Origin of the sequence: Streptosporangium sp. NBC_01810, from assembly GCF_035917355.1 — a bacterium.
Taxonomy (GTDB): Bacteria; Actinomycetota; Actinomycetes; order Streptosporangiales; family Streptosporangiaceae; genus Streptosporangium.
Window position 1 is genome coordinate 3,206,488 of record NZ_CP109070.1, and the last position, 18,464, is coordinate 3,224,951.

Here is an 18,464-nt window from a genome sequence, read left to right on the forward strand (position 1 = left end):
ACCGGCTAGTGTCGGATATGCTGGAAATGTAGGCCGCTTACTTGTCGGCCGTCAAGCTGATTTCTCGGTAAGGGAACCATGAGGGAACACGCCGATACCCGGACGCGCATTCAGGACGTCGCCCTGACTCTTTTCGTCGAGCAGGGCTACGAGGCCACCTCGCTCCGCGAGATAGCCGAGGCCCTCGGCGTGACCAAGGCGGCCCTCTACTACCACTTCAAGACCAAGGACGACATCGTCGCCAGCCTGGCCGAAGGCCGGGTGCGCGCGGTCGAGGAGCTGATCGCCTGGGCCTCGTCCCAGCCGCGCACCGACGAGACGAGACGCGAGCTGATCCGCCGCTACTCCGACGACCTGCACCGGGACCGGCACCACGAGATCATGCGGTTCTTCGAGCGCAACCAGACCTCGCTCAAGAACCATCCGACGATGGAGAAGACCCGCCACCGGATGCTGGACCTGCTCAACTTCCTCGTCGAGCCGGACGACCCCACCGCCACCCGGCTGAAAAACTCGATGGCCCTGTTCGCGCTGCACGCCGCGTGGTTCCTCCTCAGGGACGAGACGATCTCCGACGAGGAGCGCCGGGCCGCCGCCCTGGAGGTCGCGCTCGACCTCGTCCGGCGGTGAGCGTGCTCATCGACCCGCCCAACTGGCCGGGTCCGCACGGTCTGTTCTGGTCGCACCTGGTCAGCGACAGCTCGACCAGGGAGCTGCACGCCTTCGCGGAGCTGCTGGGCGTGCCGCCCCGGGCGTTCGACCGCGACCACTACGACGTTCCCGAGACCTTCTACGAGCGGGCCGTCGCGCTGGGCGCCGAGGCCGTCTCCTCACGCGAGCTCATCACCCGGCTCATCGGCTCCGGCCTCCGCCGCCGCAAGGTTCGTCCTGGAATCAGTAGCTCTCGCATAGATTCCCGAGCCCCGGGCATGACGCCCCCCTGAAGACATCACCGCATGTCACAAAGGGGATGACATGCTGAACGGCAAGACGATCGCCTTCCTCGTGGCCCCGGAGGACCTCGCGCCCGGCTGTTCTCTGCCGCCATGCCAGGTTTTCCCGTCCACGGAACTTCGCCGTGCCTTTCCGGTATCCAAAGTCACGATCACCCGCCCCCGGTTAGGACAGGACGTGCGGGGCAAGCCTTTAGGGATCGGCTGTGAAAGGAGGGCACCGTGGAGGCCACGATCGCGTTGCGTCTGCCGCGTGACGCTGCCAGCGTTCCCGTGATCAGGCAACTTCTCGACGCCTCGCTCCGCGCCCTTGGCGTGGTGCCCCAGATTCGCGAGGACATCCAGCTCATGCTCTCGGAGGCGTGTTCCAACGTCATCCAGCACGCCACCCCCAGCGACGACTACACGGTCAGCACCGAGCTGTCCGGGGACCGTTGTGTGATCAAGGTGGTGGACACGGGCGACGGCTTCGACTTCTCAGGCCCCGTCTCTCCCGCCCTCACCTCCGAACACGGCCGGGGCCTGCTGATCATGCGCGCCCTGGCAGACGACATCCGTTTCGTCGGCAGGAAGGAGCGGGGCTCGATCGTCTGCCTGGAGAAGGCCCTGCGCTTCGTCAAGGGTGCCCCGGGCCTGTCACTGCTCCTCAACGAGGAGCTTCAGCTCCAGCAGGGCGTCCCGGAGATAGTCGGTGACGGCCCAGACGTCGGGAACCATCTCCCGGCAGGCGATCACGCCGACGTCAAGTGAGCCGTCGTAGGAGAAGACCGTGATGTTGAGGCCGCCACTGGCGTCGGTCACCACCGAGACCGGGTGGTACGACAGCAGCCGGGCACCGCTCACGTAGAGAGGGAGCTGCGGGCCGGGCACGTTGGAGATCATCACGTTGATCGGACCCGCACTGTCGGCGAAGAGGTTGAAGGCAGCACGGGAGGCCAGGCCGGTCAGCGCGGAGGGCATTATGTCGCTGAGCTCCTGGATCCAGCTGACCGGGGCGAGCGACGAGCGATCCTTGATCAGCCGCATCGCGTCCCGTACCGCCAGCAGCCGTTCCAGCGGATCGGCGACCTGCGTCGCCAACGTGGTGATCATGATGGTGACCTGGTTGCCCACCCGCCGGTCACCGGGGACGCGGAGCGAGAACGGCACCCCCGCGACGAGAGGCTGCTCGGGCAGCGCGTCGTGCTTGAGCAGCCACTGGCGCAGCGCCCCGGCGCACAGGGCCATCACCACGTCGTTCACCGTGACGCCGAGGGCGTTCTTGACCAGCTTGACGTCCTCCAGCGGCAGGGCGGCGTAGGCGAACCTGCGGTGCGCGCTGATCCGGCCGCTGAAGGGGGTACGCGGGACGGTCATCCTGGGCATGGCGGGCACCTCCGCGGTACCTGACAGGCGGTTGGCCAGCTGCCGGGTGACCCGCGAGACCAGCCCGGCCCCGGGCACCTGGGAGATCAGGGGGATCTCGTCCAGGTGCGGGACGGCGTTGATCAGGAACCGTACCGTGTTGGCCGGGTTGACCACCGCCTTGGCGATCCCCCTGGCGACCATCTCCCGCGTGTCGATCCGCTCCTCGGGCTCGGCCGCGGGCGCCATCTCGACCTCGGCGGGCTCGGGGGAGGTGTCCAGCAGGCTGGCCAGCACGTCGGCGCCGGTGACGCCGTCGACCGCGGCGTGGTGGACCTTCGTGTAGAGGGCCGTACGGTCTCCGGCCAGACCGTGGATCAGATACATCTCCCAGAGCGGCCGCCGCCGGTCGAGGCAGCGGGCGTGCAGCCTGGCCACCTGCTCACCCAGCTGCTCGTCGCTGCCCGGGGCCGGCAGCGCGATCTCGCGCACGTGGTAGTCGAGGTCGATCCTGGAGTCCTCGGTCCAGTACGGATGGTCCAGGCCGAAGGGGACCGAGACGAGCCTCATCCGGAAGGGTGCGGCCAGGTGGAGCCGCCGGGCCAGCAGCGAGACCAGGTCGCTCCGCGACAGCCTGCCCGACAGGATCGCGAGCCCCCCTATGTTCGCGACGTTCGTCGAGGTCTCGAAATTCAGGAACTGCGTGTCCACCGCACTGAGCTGCCGCATCGTCTACCTCCGGGAAGTCGTTCTTCCATCCTGCTCCCGTGAGGTCACCAGAGCCAGCGCCGCGAGGGCGACGAGGACGGCCACGGACACGATGACCAACGACAGCGGGATGAGCATGAGCACGATGACGAGGGTCATGATCTCGCTGATCAACTGGGACATCGCAGAGCTGTGCCCGGATTGTCCAGCCGTTACACCGTATTCCACCGACCGAGCTTCAGCGCGAGATGGAGTTCTAACCTGTGGGTTCCGTTCTTGAGGTTGCGGCCGGCCAGCTGCTCGATTCTGGTGAGACGGTAATAGAGGCTGGTTCGGTGCAGGTGGAGCAGCCGGGCGGTCTCCTGTGCGTCTCCCCCGCTGTCCAGGTAGGTCTCCAGGGTGACGACGAGCGCCGGATGCTCTCGCAGAGCGTCGAGCGGACCGCCGACCGAGCCGGGAGCGCCTGGTGGACCGGCGACCGGCTCGGCGAGCAGCCGGTAGACACCCAGATCCGGCCAGTGTGCGACCGGCCGCAGCGCCGGTTCCGCCGCCGCCGCCCTGGCCGCGGTGAGCGCCTCCTCGTGTGCCCGTACGGCTGACTCCAGCCCTGGGTGCAGCGCGCTGACCCCGGCGCCGGCGCGGGTCCGCGCGGCCAGCCGCTCCCCCAGCGCCGTCACGTCCTCGCCACGGTTGAGCAGTAGCACGGCGTGCCGGTCCAGGATCGTGAAGGCCGGCGACCGGCGCGTCTTGGCCAGCTCCGCGCCGACCGCCTCACGCAGGGAAGCCGGGTCGCCCCGCAACGCCAGGACACGCAACGGCCCCTCCCCGAGCACGCCGGCCGCACGCCGCACACCGATCTCACCGGTGAGCAGCTGGCTCAGGGTGTGGGAGCTGCCGCCGTCGTCGAGCAGGGCCGCGATCGCGGCGGCGTCGCGCACGGCCCTGTCCTGCTCCTGCGGGTTCAGCGGGCCCGGGCCCTCGATGATCCACAGGTAGCCGACACGGCGGTCCTGGTGGAGCAGTGGCACGCAGAGCCGGGCCGCCATGCCCAGCGCGGGATTCTCCGGAACCCTGACCGGCTCTCGGGTCGAGGCCGCCCCGTGCGCCTCCTGCCAGGCCCCCACCGCCACGGGAACCGACCGTGACAGAATGGCGTGGGCTCTGACCTGGTCGACCTCCCCGTGGTGAGCGCTGTGCGCGACGACCCGACCCTCCAGATCGTCGACGGACATGCCCCTGCCCACGGTCGCGGCCAGCGCCTCCAGCAGATCCTGAACATCATCCGCGATCACGCGCTAATCCTACAGATGTAGGAAGTATCTCCACTGGCGGAACGATGACTCCCTCCGGCACGGGCCGTAGCGTCACAGTATTCGTTTCGGAGGGGTCCACCTCGTGAGAGCCGCCTGACAACCCTGTGAAAGGAATCTTGTGCAGGAGCGCAGCCGCGTCGCCCCGTGGGCGCCGCCCCAGGCACAGCCGCGCCTGGCCGAACTCGAAGCCGAGGTGTCGGGGCTGGACCTGGAGGCGGTGACCAGACTGGTCGACGCGGTGCTGGCCGAGCACCGCGGCCGCCTCGACGAGGACGGCGTGGTCCTGTACGCGGGCACCAACACGATGAGCGAGCGTGCCAGGGCCGCCCACGAGATCTCCCTGGGCTGCCGTCCTTCGATGGGCTGGCCGGGGGACAAACACCAGACCGGCCTGGAGGAGCTGGACGTGCTGGAGGTGCTGGTCCCGCTCCAGATCGCGGCGCTGATGGGCGGTGAGTTCGCCGAGGTGCGGCTACAGAGCGCCACACTGGCCAACCTCGCCTGCTACAGCGCGTTCGCCGGCCCCGGCGACACGATCGCGGTGCTGCCGCGGACCGCCGGAGGCCACACCAGCCACCACGCCCACGGCGCCGCCGGGATCCGCGGCCTGCGGGTCGCCGACCTGCCCTACGACGCCGGACGGCTCGACGTCGACCACGCGGCCCTCCCGGCATTCCTGCGCGAGCATCGGCCCGCGCTGGTGGTCCTCGGAGCGAGCCTGATGCTGTTCCCCCACGACGTGGCGCGAGTGCGGGCGGCGTGCGACGAGGTCGATGCCCTGCTGCTCTACGACGCCTCGCACGTGGCGGGGCTGATCGCGGGCGGCCGGTTCCAGCGTCCGCTGGACGAGGGCGCGCATCTGATGACCATGTCCACCTACAAGTCCTTCGGCGGGCCACCGGGCGCGGCCGTCGTGACCCGCGACGAGGATCTCGCCCGGCAGGTGTCGGCGGCGGCCTATCCGGGCCTGACCGCCAACTACGACGCCTCCCGCCTGGCCCCGCTGGCCGTCGTCGCCGCGGAGCACGCCGCGGGAGGTAGCGCGTACGCCGACCGCTGCGTCGCCAACGCCGGGGCGCTGGCCGCCGCGCTGGACGGCGAGGGCTTCGCCGTGATCGCCGCCCATCGGGGCTGGACCGTCTCGCACCACGTGGCGGTGGACGCAGGCGCGTTCGGCGGCGGGGACGAGGCCGCCCGGCTGCTGGCCGAGGGGGGCGTCTATCTCAGCGGCGTCGGCCTGCCCGGCCGACCCGCCGAGGAGCCCAGGCGGGGCCTGCGGATCGGCACCCAGGAGGTGACCCGCCGCGGCTTCGGCCCGGACACCATGGGCGAGGTCGCGACCCTGATGCGCCGCCTGCTCATCGACGGCCATGCCCCCGCGAAGGTTCGCCAGGACGTGGTGGCCCTGCGCCGCGCCACCTCATGATCCCGGACCGGCCCGCTCGACCCCCGGGGGTACGCCCCCTGGCGGGCCGGTCCGCCAAATCTCCTTGAGCGAGCGGGGCGGACGGACCGGGAGAGCCATCGGACGGAGTACCGTCCTGTCATGTGCCGCAGCATCAAGACCCTCCGTGAGCCCTACGCCAGCGACGTGACCGACGACGACATACGAGCCGCCGCACTCCAGTACGTCCGCAAGGTGTCGGGCTTCCGCTCCCCCTCGACGCGCAACGCCGAAGCGTTCGAAAGGGCCGTGGACGCGGTGGCCGCCGCGACCCGGGCCCTGCTCGACGACCTTCCGCTGAAGCAGGTGTCCCAGGACTGACCGGAGACGCCCGCCCGCTCGCCGACGACACGGGACGCGCCATCGGCGAGACCTCGGCACCGGGGCGTCCGTACCGGTTGCCGATCTTCTCCGGCGCCGGTCAGTCGCGCACGTTCGAGGAGCGGAAGAGCCTGCTCGCGAACATGACCACCACGCCCACCAGGCCGATGATCAGAGCCCACTTGAGGAGCGTGAAGAGGAAGCCCAGAACCGAGCCCAGCAGAATGAAGGCGATCACCACGGCCGCCACGATCAGAAGAATTCGTCCCATGCCCTCAACGCTAGGCCTTGGCCGTGCCCGGTGGCAGGCCCGCGAGCCGATGTCAGGGACAAGCCAGGGTTCTCCGTTCCTCGTTTCTCAGGGTTCCTCGGTAAGGGCCTCGAATTCTGCCGGGGCCGGATGTCAGGATCCTCTCGATCCATCCACCGAAGAGAACCGGGCCTCCCGTCAACGACCCCCTCCTGAAGGGCCTCGTGGGCGACGACTCCGAGGGTGACCTGCCGGAGGCGCCGGCGCTGGCCGAGCGCATCACCGGCGTGCGGCCGGACGGTTCGAGCGGAGTCGCGACCGCCCACTGCGTGTTCGAGCACTACTGATCCGGCGCGACTCCGAGTGCCGCGGGACCCCCGGCCTTGGACGGGGGTCCCGCGGTTTCGGGCCGGACCGGTGCCGGGGAGTCTCAGCCGAGGGCGGAGCGGCCGCCGACGAGGGGGAGGGTGACCGAGCCGGCGCGGGGGTCGACCGAGACGGCGGTGCCCGGAGGCAGGCGCAGGGTGAAGTCACGGTCGGTGGAGATGAGCACGACACCGATCCGGTGACCGGCCTTGACGACGTAGTCGCCGGGCTGGAGGTCGAAGCGGAAGTCGTAGAGGCGATCCTCGCGCAGCAGTTCGGTCCTGGCGGCGGAGACGCGGTTACGGACGTCGAGCCAGCCCCTCGTGATGATCTTGTAGGGGGCGGTCACCGGGACGTGCTCGGCCAGCCGGGCGCAGCCGGTGTCGCCGGGCACGCCCTGGCCGTAGCAGACCTGGGTGGCACCGTAGGCGACGTCGCCGTAGGCGCGAGCGTCGGTGCCGTAGTCGACGAGCAGCGCCGTCAGATACGGCGAGCGCCCGCCCTTGAAGGCGGCCCGCACCGAGACCTCCGGGGTGCCGGACAGGCGCGCGTCACGGGCCAGCGGACTCGACAGGTAGGCCAGGCGGTTGGGGTCGCTGGTCTCGATGTTCTCGACGAGTTGTTCGGCGCCGCGGGCGCTCTGGTCGACGAAGGACTCGACGGCGCGCGTGGCGGCGGAGTCGGCTGCGGATCCGGCGGCGGCGGCGCGGCCTCGGGGGCGGTCGGCGTCCAGGGTGCCGTTGCGGCCGTCCTGCCCGGCGGCCAGCCGGAGCCGCACGTCGCGGGTGCCCGGAAGCGGCCAGGAGGCGTGCCGCGCCCACTGCCCCGGCCCCGACTCCACGTCCGCCTGCGGCTCGTCCATGATGCCGTTACGCAGGCCGTACAGGTGGAAGTCGAACCAGCGGTGGAGCTGACGCAGCCACTCGGCGTTGCGCCCGGCGAAGGAGAACGGGTTGAAGTGCGCGCCCTGGTGGAGCCAGATCTTACGGGGCACGTTCCGCTGCGCGAGGGCGTCCCACCACTGGACGGCCTGCTTGGTCTTGACGTTCCAGTCGTTGAGGCCGTGCACCAGGAAGACCGCCGCGCGGACCTTGCGCACGTCGTTGAGGTAGTTACGCCGGTCCCAGAAGTCGGAGTAGTCACCGGTGACCCGGTCCTGGTCCTTCTCTATCCGGTCCATGAGCACGCCGCAGACCTGCTGGGCGTTCTGACGGGTCAGGACGTAGCGGGCGAGCACGTCGGCGTCCTCCCCCTGATAGCCCCCGGGTGCCAGCACTCCGCCGTTGGCCCGGTAGTAGTCGTACCAGGAGGAGATGGCCGCGATCGGCACGATCGCCTTGAGGCCCTTGACCCCGGTCGCGGCGACGGCATTGGGCAGTGTGCCGTTGTAGGAGACGCCGATCATGCCGACGTTCCCGGTGGACCAGCCGGCCCTGACCTCGTTGCCCGCCGCGTCGAACCCGCGGGCGCGGCCGTTGAGCCAGTCGATCGCCGCCTTGGGACCCGCGGTCTCGTTGTCCAGGCCGGTCGTGGGACAGCCGGTCGCCCGCCCCGAGCCGAGGTTCTCCACCAGTGCGATCGCATAGCCGCGCGGCACGAAGTAGTTGTCGTAGTAACCGCGGAAGGGCGGAGCGACCGCGCGGCTCGCGTCGAAGCCCTCTCCGAACATCTCGTCGCTCAGGTCGTTGAACTTGTTGCGCCGGTACTCCATGCCCGCGGGGTCGGAGCCGTCGAGGTCCACGACGTGGTTGGGCACGTCGTTGCCGCCCGCGTAGTAAGGGCTGGCCTCCATGATGACCGGAACCCTCAGCCCCGAGTCGGTCTCCTTGGGGCGCATGATGTCGACGGCGACCCGGTCGGGGAGCCCGTCGGCGTCACTGTCGACCCCGGCGACCTCGACGAACACGGTCTCGGTCAGCGCGTCGGCGCGCGAGTAGACCGGCTGGGTCTCGCCGTTCTCCATCAGGGTGGCTGCGGATCGGGTGGCCGCCGCGGGTGACGCGGCGACCGGTAGGACACCGGCCGGCAGGATGACCGCCAGCGCGACGATGATCGTCTTCCATCTGTTCATTGGCGGAAAACTCCCAGAGGGTCGCATAAAATCTGACAACTCCGGTCAATCTCCTGCGAAGCAATCTTGACCTGCAAGATCGAAGATATATCGAATAGGCGACTATCTCGTCTTAAGCGCGAGTTCCGGTGTGTATTCGGGGATCGGTCGCCCCCCGGCTCCTCCCACCTGCTCCCCCGGCCGCTCGCGGGATGCCCGTACGCCCGTCGGACACGGCGGACGAGAAGGGCGGACTTCAACCGGAGCCATTCGGGAGGCGTGCGCTCCGCACCTGGTCGACGAGCGTCCGGGAAAACCAGTACCGGCGCCGGGGGCGGGCCTGGCAGGCTGCGCGGATGGAAGTACGGTACATCCCGGATCACTCGGTGCTGTCGGTGGTGGTCGGCTCGCGGGCGTACGGGCTGGAGAGCGAGGATTCCGACGTCGACCTGCGCGGCGTTCACCTGCTGCCGCTGGAGGAGGTGGTCGGCCTGCGGACCGGGGAACTGGAGGAGGCGCGGGACGTCTCCCGCCTTCCCGACACGCGCCGTCGGCGGACGCGGTACACAACCTCGTCGTCCGCGTCCGTCTCTCAACGAGAACCGCGAGGGCCTGACGGCCGCCGGAGCACCGGTATGTGAGCTCCGCGTTCAGAGTCTCGGAGAGGGAGCGAGCGGCACCTGTCGCGGCCGGCGGCCTGTCTCGCCGCCGTGCAGCAGCTCCCACCAGCTCTCCAGCAGGGGGACGTCGGCGGTGTCGACGCGCTCACCCGGGCGGGGGACGGCGAGGCGGACGTCGCGGGCCTTGGCCTCGCGCCAGAGGCGGTCGACCGGCTCGGCCCAGGGGTGCGTGGCCAGGGTGAAGGTCGCCCAGTGGACCGGGAGGAGCAGCCTGCCGCCCAGGTCGAGGTGGGCGTCGACCGCCTCCTCCGGGTTCATGTGGATGTCGGGCCAGGCGGCGTTGTAGGCGCCGATCGGCATGAGCGTGAGGTCGAACGGGCCGTGCGCGGCGCCGATCCCGGCGTAGCCGTCGAAGTATCCGGAGTCGCCGGCGTAGAAGACCTTCCGCTCCCGGCCGGCGATGACCCAGGAGCCCCACAGGGTGACGTCACGCCTGAGGGTGCGACCGGAGAAGTGACGGGCGGCGGTGGCGACGAACCGCAGGCCCGCGACGCTCGCCTCCTCGTCCCAGTCGAGCTCGACGATCCGCGAGGCGGGCACGCCCCACCGCTCCAGATGGGCACCGATCCCCAGCGGCACCAGGAAGGGCGCGGTCTGCAGCGCGAGCAACCCGCGTACCGTCGCGCGGTCGAGGTGGTCGTAGTGATCATGCGAGATCACGATCGCGTCGAGCGGCGGAAGGCCCGCCAGCGGCCCCGGCACCGGGTGCAGGCGCCGCGGACCGACCAGCCGGGTGGGGGAGGCACGCCTGCTCCACACCGGGTCGACGAGCACGCGACGGCCCTCGATCTCCAGCAGCGCGGTGGCGTGACCGTACCAGATGACGCTCAGCCCAGCCGGGGACGGCCCGCCGGCCGGTGAGGTCACCACCGGGACCGGCGTGGCCGGGCGGCGCTCCTCTCGGTTGCGGAGCATGTTCCAGGCGGTCTTCCGCGCGGTCTGCGCCGAGGGCGCGAAGACGCCGGGCGTGGAGTTGCGAAAGAGGCCGTCGTGGAACTGTGGCGAGCGGCGCATCCGCTCCAGCCGCTCCCCCTTGGCCCTGCCCCCGAGTTCCGCGGGGATGTCCTTCAACGCCCATCCGGCGGCGGCCAGTGCCAGCCCGCCCACGAGGAGACGCCCGATCGATCTGCTGCCCGCCATGCGGCCCACGCTCCTGAAGTCGCCAGTGCCTGCAGAACGATCTCGACTCCGCCGCTGTTCCCGTCACCTCCTGAGCGAGACCCACGCCCAGCATCACGAAACCCCCGGGACCAGAGGGCACCGCTGGGATCAAGACATCGCGCGGCGACGCAACCGGTCACTAAAGAAGATGAACAATCCAGAAATATGACGTCATACACTAAAAGTAGCGATCATGTAGTCATGAAGGCACAAATGCCGCGCACTATCATGGAGGCCGAAGCCATCCAGGACGAGCTCAGCGCACTGCTCGACCTGACCGGCCCCGGTCCCCGCAGTCCGGCCAAGGTCGCGGGAGTGGACGTCGTCGGCAAGACCGCCTTCGTCGGCACCTATCCCGAGCCCGCGCCCGAGCGAGGATCGTGGACCGACCTGACGCTGGACGGCGACGTCGTCGGTCGCGTGCTGCGCACCCGGCACGGGGTCAAGCCCGTCTTCGTCTCCACGGGACACCGCGTCGACCTCGCCACGGCCTGCCACAACGTACTCAACCTGACGCCCCGCTACCGCCTTCCCGAGACGACCCGAGCCGCCGACCGCCTCTCACGCGAGGCACTGATCGAAAACTGTCGTCCGGACCTGATTGGATCCGCTCAATACGATGAAATGGGATGAAAGTGAGCGACAACGAGTGGGCCGAGGACATCGACGCGTGGCGCGACACCAACCTGGCGCAAATCCGCCGGCGGCTGGCGAGCGGGTTTGATCCCGGGCAGTGGCTACCGTGGCTGCGCACGACGCCCCTGCACCGGGCCGCTCAGGAGGGTGCCGTCCAGGTGATCGAGCTGCTGCTGGCCTCGGGCGCGAAGGTCGACCCCGTCGACGCCGACGGTGCCACCCCGCTCTGGGAGGCCGTGCGCCACGGCTGGGACGACGCCGTGCGGGTCCTGCTCGCCGCGGGCGCCGACCCCTGGCGGCCGTGCATCGCGGGCCGATCCCCCGGCTCCCAGGCGCTCTTCACCGAACTGGCCGACCTGTTCGCCCATCTGCCCGGGGCCCCCACCGTCAGCCCCAGGCTCCGCGAGCTCCAGGACACCGTCGACGCGATGATGTTCTCGTACGAGGACTACAACGAGGGACTGTGCGTCGCCTTCGTCGGTGAGGTGACCGAGGACGAGGTCATCCGCCGCCTGGGTGCCGTGCCGGAGTCATGCCCGCCGCTTTCGGCCGGTGAGCTGTGGAGTGCCGAGCAGGCCTCCCTCGTGGAGGTCATGCGGGTGGCCAGCCCGCCGGGGGGTGGGGTGGTGCTCTTCCAGTCCAACGGCATCCTGCCGGTGCACGACGGGGTCGGCCGTGCCGTCACCTCGGGCGGCGGGGTGCTGGCCGGTGCCTTCCCGTTCGCCAGCACGTCCGTCGACATCTGGCGGGACGGGTTCCCCGCCGGACGGCCCTCGGTGCACGAGCAGCTCTCCGACAGCAGCATGGTCGAACTGTGGATGTGCCGTTTCGGTGACTGCGGCGCCCACCCCTCCACCGCGACCGAGCGCGCCCTGGGTCTGATGACGCTGCTGACCTCCACCTACATCACCGAGGAGTGGCTGTGGAGCGCTCCGATGAGACTGGTCCCTGTCACGCTACGGCGAAATGGTTGAACTCCTCCCCTGCCTGGGAGCCGGAGACTCTCCCGTCGCGTCGCGGTTAAGCGGCGCGCGGGGGTTGACGCTTCGCAGACCGGGTAACCCCGAGGTCTCCACGTCCTGACACCACAGTTCCTGCGGCGTTCTTGATATTGATCGCGGCGTTGGTGTCGGCATGCCCGACCCAGCCGCACGCGGGGTTGGCGCAGGCGTACCGTATCCCATCCCGGGCCGCCGGGTCACGATGGCCGCACCGGTGACAGGTCTGCGAGGTCCCCCGCGCGGGGACCTTCACCACCTGGCCGCCCCGCTCGGAGGTCTTGTACTCCAGCAGGGTGACCGTCCGGCCCCACGCCTGCCCCGCGATCGAGCGGTTCAGCCCGGCCTTCCGCGCGACGTTCACGCCGGGGTTCTCGACCGTGCCCCTGGCCGAACGCATCATGTTCGTAATCTTCAACTCCTCCACCACGACCACGCTGAAGGTGGCGGCGAGTTCGGTGGTGGTCTGGTGCTGCCAGTCGACGGCTCGGCGCTTGGCTCTCGCGCGCAGGCGGGCCATCTGGTCGTAGGTGCGGGCCAGCCGATGCGAGGCCGGCTCCGCGCGATGCCGGGTGCGCCGCTGACGGGCCGCTTTCTTCTCCAGCCGACGCAGGTGTTCCCTCTCGCCGTTGCGAAGCCAGGGTGCGTGCTCACGCATAGTGCCGTCTGAGAGGGCCAGCGCGACCGTGATCCCCCGGTCGATGCCGACCCGCGGGCCCTGGTGGGCGACAGCGGGTTTGGCCAGGGTCTCGGTGCGGAACACGACCTGCCAGCCGTGGGCGTCCTTGACCAGCCGCGCTCCCGTGATCCGCCCGGCAGCACCGCCCCTGGTGAGGCCGGGCAGGTCCTTGGTCCACCGAAACCGCACCCGCCCGACCTTGGGGAGATTGATCGCGCCCCAGCGCCGGTTGACCCGCTTGATCTGCAGATCGCGGGCCTGCGGGACGTCCACGGCCAACCGGGTCCGTAGGCGGCCCTTGAAGGTGGGCCGCTTGGCCGGATGGTCGGGGTTGAAGAAGTTCGCCCACGCCTGCCGATACGTTCTCAGCACCGCTTGCGCCGCCTGGGCGGGCAGTTGTCCCATCCAGTCGATCTCGCGGCGGGCTGTGCGGATCGCCGCGTCGCAGTCCTTCACCGTCGCGAACCGGCCTTGGCGGAAGGTGAAGTACTCATGCAGCAGGTTCCACAGCGCGCGGGCGGTGTGCGCCTGACCGTCCAGCACGGCCACCTGGTCCGCGCCGAGGTCGAGTCGCGCCACGTGCGCACGAGCCTGCCTCACCAACTCCACACCGTGATCGTGTCCTTCGGTTTGCGTCACCGTGATGGAATCCAAACCCCGAGGCACGCACCGGACGCCATGTTGTCTGCACCCCCCACGCACACTTGATGTTCGTGACGAGGCACCGGCGTGGGGTGTTCACCGACCCGATGCCGACCCGCTGCGAGGAACTCATGCGCGAGGTCCGCGCCGGCTTCGAGGCCGAACTTCGCGAGTTCAACGGCGCAGTTCGGCCACGCCCACCCGCTGGTCCACCACCCGCCGAAGGTCGCCCCCTCCAAGCTCGTCAACTCAACTGAAAGGCATCCCGGCGCGGATGCTCGGCAAGGAATACGGCGCTCAGGTCCGCCGGTACCTGTGGGGCGAGCATTTGTGGTCCGGCTCCTACTTCACCGCAAGCGTGGGCGGCGCACCGCTCACGGTCCTCAAGCAGTACATCGAACAGCGGAAACGACCCGTGTGAGCCGACCTGCTCACGGGCACGGAAGGCCAGGGCACGCTCGCGCCCTGGCGAGCACTCCCGCGTGGGTCTTCACCTCCGGCGTGAACACCGGAGCACCGACCCACAGTTCGGTAGAGTCGCACAACGATGAGAATGCACACGATCACCGCGCTCTGGGAAGACATACCCGACGATGCCGACGACCTCGTCCTGGTACGCGGCGGGTTCCGGGTCTATCTGTGCCTGTGCGGCAGGCCGCTGGCCGACAGGGCGGCGGCCGAGCTGCACGCGTCCGAGACCGACCAGTGCACCACCTGCCTGGGCAGCACCGTCGAGAACATCGTGCCCGACTTCTCCCAGCAGTGCATGGCCTGCGCCGGCACCGGCCGGCGCAGGGCACAGCTGACCTGGCAGCTCGCCCACGCCGAGGCCGAGACCGTGATCACTGTCGAGTTCGTCCGCGAGCTCATCGCCGACCTCACCGAGCCGTTCCGGCTCTCCGAGGTGGCCGACCTGGTCCGCGACACCCTCAACCTCCCGGTGGGCCGCCTGCCGGTCGGCCCGCGCGTCCGCGACATCCTGCGCACCCTGGAGGCGAGGGGCGAGCTCGTGCTGCTCTCCGCCCCCGACGAACTCCTGCGCGGTACCTCGGTCATGCTCTACCGCGACCCCTATTGGGAACACGCCACCGGCTGAGCGTCCTTCGCGGCTACCCCCGCTCCGCCGCCGCGAGGTAACCGGCCAGCATGGCCAGCGCGACGTCGCGCACCGCCTCGTCGCCGGGCAGGAAGCCGGCACTGTGCATGCGTGTGTCCGTTCCGTCACCGACCCCGACGAACATCATCAGGCCGGGCAGCACGGCGGAGAGATAGGAGAAGTCGTCGGCGCCGAAGGACAGCAGCGGCCGCGAGAGTGTGAGGCCCAGGTGGGTCAGGTGGGCACCGGCGCGGCCGGCGAGCCCGGAGTCGTTGTACAGGACCGGCTCCCCCCGGATGATGCTCACCTCGGCCTCGCAGCCGTGGGCCCGCGCGACCAGGTCCGCGACCTCCTCCAGCCGGGCGTGCACCTGGTCGCGGATGCGTTCGCTCAGCGCCCTGACCGTACCGCCGGCCGTGGCCTCGTCGGGGACCACGTTGGGGGCGCTGCCGGCCGCCAGTGTGGAGATGCCGAGGACCGCCGAGCTGGTCGGGTCGACGTCGCGGCTGACCACCCGCTGCAGGGCGACGACGACGTGCGCGAGCGCGAGGACCGGGTCGCTGGTCAGGTGGGGGTAGGCGGCGTGCCCGCCGCGGCCCCTGACCACGACCGTGAACTCGTCGGCGGCGGCGTTCACCGTGCCGGGGGTGGCGGCGACCTCGCCTCGCGGCAGGGTGGGCTGGACGTGCGCGCCGATGATCGCGGTGATCTGGTGCTCCGCCAGCGACGGTGACCCGGCGATGTCGCGGGCGCCGGAGGGATAGGTCTCCTCGCGCGGCTGGAGCATCGCGACCAGCGGGGTCGCACCGGGGGTGTCGCCGACCGCGTGGCAGAGCGCCACCAGGGCGGCGAGGTGCACGTCGTGCCCGCAGGCGTGCATGCGGCCCGGCCTCCTGGACGCCCAGTCGGCGCCGGTCCGCTCGGTCACCGCCAGCGCGTCGAGTTCGGCCCGTACGGCGACCGCGGGCCCGGGGCCGCCCACGCGCACCAGCGCGCCCGTACCGGCCACCGCGTCCACGGGGTGTCCGGGCAGCTCGGCCAGGATCAGGTCGCGGGTCGGCCCCTCCTCGCCCGACAGGTCCGGGAGGGCGTGCAGCCTGCGGCGTAGCGCCGTCGCGGCGGGCAGCCGCCGTTCCAGCGCGGGCAGGAGCCTGGCGGCGACGGAATCCACAGGTGTGGAATCCGCAGGGGTGGAGTCGGCGGGGGCGGGGGCGGAGAGAGGCTCGATCATTCGGCCGATTCCAGACCGTAGACGCGCAGGGCGTTGTCGACACCGATCATGGTGGCCACCCGGACGGCCTCCTCCTCGGCCCACTCGCCGGCGTCGACCCACCCACGTAGTGCCCGGCCGAGCCCGCGGCGGAACAGTTGCGCCCCCAGCATGTGCAGCTCCGCGGGGCCCCAGGCGTCCGAGGAGAACAGGATCTTGGCGAACGGCGCGAGTTCCAGCGACTCGGCGATCAGCGCGTCCGACCGGCTGCCGGTGTAGTTGACGCCGAGGCCGACGTCGAAGTAGACGTGCGGGAAGACCTGCGCGAGATAACCGGCGTTGCGGTGGTAGGGGTAGCAGTGCAGCAGCAGGATGTCCACGCCGTGCGGCTCGATGAGCTTCAGCCAGCGGGTGAGCAGCAGCGGGTCACACATGTGCAGCTCGACGTCGGGGTCGCCGTAGCCCGCGTGCAGTTGCAGCGGCAGCCCGCGCTCCACCCCGGCCCAGAGTCCGAGGCGCAGCAGCACCGGGTCGTCCACCCGCCACCGGCCGCTCGCCTCGCCTGCGGACAGCCAGCGGCCCGCTGCCAGGGCGACCTCCCGGTCGCCGGGTGGTGCCGGGTCGAAGGCGAAGCCGTGCCGGTAGGCGACGATGCTCTTGAGGCCGACGGCGTCGGCGGTGCGGCGCTCCAGTTCCTCGCGGAAGCGGCCCGGAAACTCCGCGGCCGAGACTCCCGAGGCCGCCACCTGCTCCAGCACCCGCTCGATGCGGACCACCTCGTGCGCGGGCCGCCCCGACGCCTCCGCCATCCCAACCGGGTCCAGGACGTCGTCGCCCCGATAACCGGTCTCCAGCAGGAAGCGGCCTATGCCGCTGGCCGCCAGCAGCAGCCGGTTCACCTCGGCCGCGCCGAGTTCGGTGCGGCGCGCCAGGTACTCCTCCGGCGAGGCGTGGGCCGGCAGGCCGAGGACCGGCGCGCACCAGCGGCGGATCGCGAAGCCGAGCTGGGAGTCGAACTGCGTCATGAACGCCGGGATCGGCCGGTCGGACTCGGTCACCAGCGTCTCGAACTCACCGCGGCCGAGGTCTCCCGAGGAGGCACCGTGCACGTGGTGGTCGACCAGCGGCAGGGTGGCGAGCACGCTCTCCAGACCGCCGATCGCGTCCTCTGGGCCGGCGGGGGAGTTCTCAGTAGACATCGGCGACCTTCCGGCAGAGCTCGTGGTCGGGCAGTCCTTTGACGCAGGCCAGCTCGGCCCGTCGCACGGTGAGGAACGTGTGGAGCAGTTCGTGGGGGAACCAGCCGCGGGCGACCTCGTCGGCCTCCAGCGCGGCGAGCGCCTCCGGCAGGGAGCCGGGGAGCGCGGGCTCTTCGGCCAGGTCGGCCTCGGTGGCGGTCTCCGGCCACACCCGGGCGGGTTCGGCCCCGGCCAGTCCCGCGAGGCCCGCGCGGATCAGGACGCCGAGTACCAGCCACGGGTTGGCCGTGGCGTCCGCCGCCCGGTACTCCAGGTGGAGCTGGGCCGCGGGGTCCGCGCCACCGATCTCGACGGTCGGCGCGATGCGCAGCAGCGCCTCGCGGTTGCGCTCGGCGAGGAAGACCCCGCCGGCGCTCCACCGGTGCGGGGTGAGCCGCAGGTAGGAGCCGACGCTGGGAGCGGTGACGGCCACCAGCGCACCGGCGTGCCGCAGGATTCCGGCCGCGAACCTGGCCGCGGTCGAGGAGAGCCTGCCGGGGGCTCCGGCATCGAACATCACCGGGTCGCCGCCGACCTCGCGGAGCGAGAAGTGCACGTGGACGCCGTTGCCGACGCCGTCGGGCTCGGCCAGCGGGACGAAGGTGACCGGGTGCCCCCGGCGGCGGGCGAGGTCGCGGACGAGTTCGCGCAGCAGGACCGCCCGGTCGGCGGCGACCATTCCGGAGGCGGGCCGCAGGGTGATCTCGAACTGGCCGTCCCCGTATTCGGGGAGCCAGCTCTCCGGCTCCAGCCCGGCCGCCTCCAGCAGTGCGACCAGGTCGGTGCCGAACGGCTCGGCGCCGCGCAGGCGCTGGAAGGAGAACGGCGGTGCCTCGGCCTGGCCCGCGAGCATGAACTCGTGCTCGAAGGAGGCGTTGATCTCCAGGCCCGCGATCTCCTTCAGGTCCGCCAACGCGCGGGTCAGGAAGCCGCGCGGGCAACCGGGCCAGGGGCTGCCGTCCAGGCCGGTCTGGTCGGCGAGGTAGAGCCGGGTGCCCGGCACCGGGCCGTCGTCGGGCAGGTCGACGGCCGTCGCGGGGTCGGGGAGCAGCCTCAGGTCACCCACCGAGCCGAAGACGTTGTCGTCGGCCAGGTGGCCGAAGCAGGTGAGCGCGAGGTTGGCGGGGACCCACCCCACCCCGGTGCGCAACGTCTGGTCCAGCCGGGTCACCGGGATCGCCCGGCCCCGCACCTGGGCCGCGAGGTCACAGGTCGCCACGAAGGCGCTCCCTGTCGTCATCGGCTCTCTCCTCCCAGTCCGGTCCGCACCCCGCGTCCCGGCAGCCCTAAGTGAAACATACGATTCACATGTATGGTCAAGACGGCGATATGAAACTTAGCATGCGTGTTACCTGGCAGCCCTGACAGAAATGGC

General features: G+C 70.6%; 20 protein-coding genes and 1 pseudogene. 11 read left to right on the forward strand and 10 right to left on the reverse strand.

The genetic code is table 11. The features are described 5' to 3' along the window. Window positions 1-78 precede the first annotated feature (78 nt). The 3 genes from OIE13_RS14320 (at window position 79) to OIE13_RS14330 (ending at window position 1,703) form a co-directional block, all read left to right on the forward strand. Window positions 79-630 (forward strand): TetR/AcrR family transcriptional regulator, encoded by a 552-nt coding sequence (locus tag OIE13_RS14320; protein ID WP_326639464.1) that lies wholly within the window; start codon window positions 79-81, stop codon window positions 628-630. Continuing rightward, on the forward strand, window positions 627-944 hold the full coding sequence (locus tag OIE13_RS14325; protein WP_326639463.1) for a DUF4031 domain-containing protein: 318 nt from the start codon (window positions 627-629) through the stop codon (window positions 942-944). The genes OIE13_RS14320 and OIE13_RS14325 overlap by 4 nt, the downstream gene beginning before the upstream one ends. A 231-nt stretch (window positions 945-1,175) precedes the next feature. Then, window positions 1,176-1,703, forward strand: coding sequence for an ATP-binding protein (locus tag OIE13_RS14330; protein ID WP_326639462.1), 528 nt, complete (start codon window positions 1,176-1,178; stop codon window positions 1,701-1,703). Here OIE13_RS14330 and OIE13_RS14335 read toward each other — a convergent pair. The 3 genes from OIE13_RS14335 to OIE13_RS14345 are packed head-to-tail and all read right to left on the reverse strand — an operon-like array spanning window position 1,590 to window position 4,297. Further along, complete coding sequence (locus tag OIE13_RS14335) at window positions 1,590-3,026, reverse strand: WS/DGAT/MGAT family O-acyltransferase (RefSeq protein ID WP_326639461.1); 1,437 nt, start codon at window positions 3,024-3,026, stop codon at window positions 1,590-1,592. The genes OIE13_RS14330 and OIE13_RS14335 overlap by 114 nt on opposite strands. A 3-nt stretch (window positions 3,027-3,029) precedes the next feature. Beyond that, window positions 3,030-3,188 carry a hypothetical protein gene (locus OIE13_RS14340; RefSeq protein WP_326639460.1) on the reverse strand — a complete coding sequence of 53 codons (159 nt, stop codon included), beginning with the start codon at window positions 3,186-3,188 and terminating at the stop codon, window positions 3,030-3,032. 29 nt (window positions 3,189-3,217) lie between these two features. After that, the gene (locus OIE13_RS14345) at window positions 3,218-4,297 is read right to left on the reverse strand and encodes a PucR family transcriptional regulator (RefSeq protein ID WP_326639459.1); all 1,080 of its coding nucleotides are present in this window, start codon (window positions 4,295-4,297) and stop codon (window positions 3,218-3,220) included. 139 nt (window positions 4,298-4,436) lie between these two features. Between OIE13_RS14345 and glyA the strand changes: the two genes are divergently transcribed. Both glyA and OIE13_RS14355 read left to right on the forward strand, forming a co-directional pair. Then, window positions 4,437-5,744 carry a serine hydroxymethyltransferase gene (gene glyA / locus OIE13_RS14350; RefSeq protein ID WP_326639458.1) on the forward strand — a complete coding sequence of 436 codons (1,308 nt, stop codon included), beginning with the start codon at window positions 4,437-4,439 and terminating at the stop codon, window positions 5,742-5,744. Between the two features lie 120 nt (window positions 5,745-5,864). Continuing rightward, window positions 5,865-6,083 carry a DUF2277 domain-containing protein gene (locus OIE13_RS14355; RefSeq protein WP_326639457.1) on the forward strand — a complete coding sequence of 73 codons (219 nt, stop codon included), beginning with the start codon at window positions 5,865-5,867 and terminating at the stop codon, window positions 6,081-6,083. A 100-nt stretch (window positions 6,084-6,183) separates the two neighbouring features. Here the strand turns inward: OIE13_RS14355 and OIE13_RS14360 are convergent, their stop codons facing one another. Further along, the gene (locus OIE13_RS14360; protein ID WP_169750237.1) at window positions 6,184-6,354 is read right to left on the reverse strand and encodes a hypothetical protein; all 171 of its coding nucleotides are present in this window, start codon (window positions 6,352-6,354) and stop codon (window positions 6,184-6,186) included. A gap of 203 nt (window positions 6,355-6,557) precedes the next feature. Between OIE13_RS14360 and OIE13_RS14365 the strand changes: the two genes are divergently transcribed. Next, window positions 6,558-6,680 carry a hypothetical protein gene (locus tag OIE13_RS14365; RefSeq protein WP_326639454.1) on the forward strand — a complete coding sequence of 41 codons (123 nt, stop codon included), beginning with the start codon at window positions 6,558-6,560 and terminating at the stop codon, window positions 6,678-6,680. Between the two features lie 83 nt (window positions 6,681-6,763). On the opposite strand, the gene OIE13_RS14370 is transcribed toward OIE13_RS14365, so the two are convergent. Then, window positions 6,764-8,770: a Xaa-Pro dipeptidyl-peptidase gene (locus tag OIE13_RS14370; RefSeq protein ID WP_326639452.1), complete on the reverse strand. Its 2,007-nt coding sequence runs from the start codon at window positions 8,768-8,770 to the stop codon at window positions 6,764-6,766. A 335-nt stretch (window positions 8,771-9,105) separates the two neighbouring features. Between OIE13_RS14370 and OIE13_RS14375 the strand changes: the two genes are divergently transcribed. After that, window positions 9,106-9,390, forward strand: a complete 285-nt coding sequence (locus tag OIE13_RS14375) for a DNA polymerase beta superfamily protein (RefSeq protein WP_326639450.1) — start codon at window positions 9,106-9,108, stop codon at window positions 9,388-9,390. Between the two features lie 9 nt (window positions 9,391-9,399). On the opposite strand, the gene OIE13_RS14380 is transcribed toward OIE13_RS14375, so the two are convergent. Then, window positions 9,400-10,569, reverse strand: coding sequence for an MBL fold metallo-hydrolase (locus OIE13_RS14380; RefSeq protein WP_326639449.1), 1,170 nt, complete (start codon window positions 10,567-10,569; stop codon window positions 9,400-9,402). A 234-nt stretch (window positions 10,570-10,803) separates the two neighbouring features. On the opposite strand from OIE13_RS14380, the gene OIE13_RS14385 reads away from it, so the two are divergent. Both OIE13_RS14385 and OIE13_RS14390 read left to right on the forward strand, forming a co-directional pair. Further along, window positions 10,804-11,223, forward strand: coding sequence for an endonuclease V (locus OIE13_RS14385; protein WP_326639448.1), 420 nt, complete (start codon window positions 10,804-10,806; stop codon window positions 11,221-11,223). Further along, window positions 11,220-12,200, forward strand: coding sequence for an ankyrin repeat domain-containing protein (locus tag OIE13_RS14390; protein WP_326639446.1), 981 nt, complete (start codon window positions 11,220-11,222; stop codon window positions 12,198-12,200). The genes OIE13_RS14385 and OIE13_RS14390 overlap by 4 nt, the downstream gene beginning before the upstream one ends. Before the next feature lie 46 nt (window positions 12,201-12,246). Here the strand turns inward: OIE13_RS14390 and OIE13_RS14395 are convergent, their stop codons facing one another. Then, window positions 12,247-13,512: an RNA-guided endonuclease InsQ/TnpB family protein gene (locus tag OIE13_RS14395; RefSeq protein ID WP_326830112.1), complete on the reverse strand. Its 1,266-nt coding sequence runs from the start codon at window positions 13,510-13,512 to the stop codon at window positions 12,247-12,249. A 95-nt stretch (window positions 13,513-13,607) separates the two neighbouring features. On the opposite strand from OIE13_RS14395, the pseudogene tnpA reads away from it, so the two are divergent. Further along, window positions 13,608-13,966: pseudogene (gene tnpA, locus OIE13_RS14400) on the forward strand (IS200/IS605 family transposase). 126 nt (window positions 13,967-14,092) lie between these two features. Beyond that, a complete protein-coding gene (locus OIE13_RS14405; protein WP_326639444.1) occupies window positions 14,093-14,641 on the forward strand; it encodes a hypothetical protein in 549 nt (182 codons plus the stop codon). Window positions 14,642-14,654: 13 nt separating this feature from the next. On the opposite strand, the gene OIE13_RS14410 is transcribed toward OIE13_RS14405, so the two are convergent. From OIE13_RS14410 to OIE13_RS14420, 3 genes are read right to left on the reverse strand one after another with little or no spacing between them, the layout of a single operon-like run. Next, window positions 14,655-15,872 (reverse strand): M20 metallopeptidase family protein, encoded by a 1,218-nt coding sequence (locus tag OIE13_RS14410; protein WP_326830113.1) that lies wholly within the window; start codon window positions 15,870-15,872, stop codon window positions 14,655-14,657. Further along, window positions 15,869-17,050: an amidohydrolase family protein gene (locus tag OIE13_RS14415; RefSeq protein ID WP_326639440.1), complete on the reverse strand. Its 1,182-nt coding sequence runs from the start codon at window positions 17,048-17,050 to the stop codon at window positions 15,869-15,871. Before OIE13_RS14415 ends, OIE13_RS14410 begins: the two co-directional genes overlap by 4 nt. Next, window positions 17,040-18,329: a glutamine synthetase family protein gene (locus tag OIE13_RS14420; protein WP_326639438.1), complete on the reverse strand. Its 1,290-nt coding sequence runs from the start codon at window positions 18,327-18,329 to the stop codon at window positions 17,040-17,042. Before OIE13_RS14420 ends, OIE13_RS14415 begins: the two co-directional genes overlap by 11 nt. Window positions 18,330-18,464: the final 135 nt, after the last annotated feature.

Bases quoted from the DNA above. Each gene is read 5' to 3' on its own strand.
- OIE13_RS14420 (WP_326639438.1), bottom strand. From the start codon at position 18,329: ATGACGACAGGGAGCGCCTTCGTGGCGACCTGTGACCTCGCGGCCCAG.
- OIE13_RS14340 (WP_326639460.1), bottom strand. From the start codon at position 3,188: ATGTCCCAGTTGATCAGCGAGATCATGACCCTCGTCATCGTGCTCATG.
- OIE13_RS14335 (WP_326639461.1), bottom strand. From the start codon at position 3,026: ATGCGGCAGCTCAGTGCGGTGGACACGCAGTTCCTGAATTTCGAGACC.
- OIE13_RS14355 (WP_326639457.1), top strand. From the start codon at position 5,865: ATGTGCCGCAGCATCAAGACCCTCCGTGAGCCCTACGCCAGCGACGTG.
- OIE13_RS14380 (WP_326639449.1), bottom strand. From the start codon at position 10,569: ATGGCGGGCAGCAGATCGATCGGGCGTCTCCTCGTGGGCGGGCTGGCA.
- OIE13_RS14385 (WP_326639448.1), top strand. From the start codon at position 10,804: ATGCCGCGCACTATCATGGAGGCCGAAGCCATCCAGGACGAGCTCAGC.
- OIE13_RS14390 (WP_326639446.1), top strand. From the start codon at position 11,220: ATGAAAGTGAGCGACAACGAGTGGGCCGAGGACATCGACGCGTGGCGC.
- OIE13_RS14320 (WP_326639464.1), top strand. From the start codon at position 79: ATGAGGGAACACGCCGATACCCGGACGCGCATTCAGGACGTCGCCCTG.
- OIE13_RS14410 (WP_326830113.1), bottom strand. From the start codon at position 15,872: ATGATCGAGCCTCTCTCCGCCCCCGCCCCCGCCGACTCCACCCCTGCG.
- OIE13_RS14360 (WP_169750237.1), bottom strand. From the start codon at position 6,354: ATGGGACGAATTCTTCTGATCGTGGCGGCCGTGGTGATCGCCTTCATT.
- OIE13_RS14370 (WP_326639452.1), bottom strand. From the start codon at position 8,770: ATGAACAGATGGAAGACGATCATCGTCGCGCTGGCGGTCATCCTGCCG.
- OIE13_RS14415 (WP_326639440.1), bottom strand. From the start codon at position 17,050: ATGTCTACTGAGAACTCCCCCGCCGGCCCAGAGGACGCGATCGGCGGT.
- OIE13_RS14405 (WP_326639444.1), top strand. From the start codon at position 14,093: ATGAGAATGCACACGATCACCGCGCTCTGGGAAGACATACCCGACGAT.
- OIE13_RS14375 (WP_326639450.1), top strand. From the start codon at position 9,106: ATGGAAGTACGGTACATCCCGGATCACTCGGTGCTGTCGGTGGTGGTC.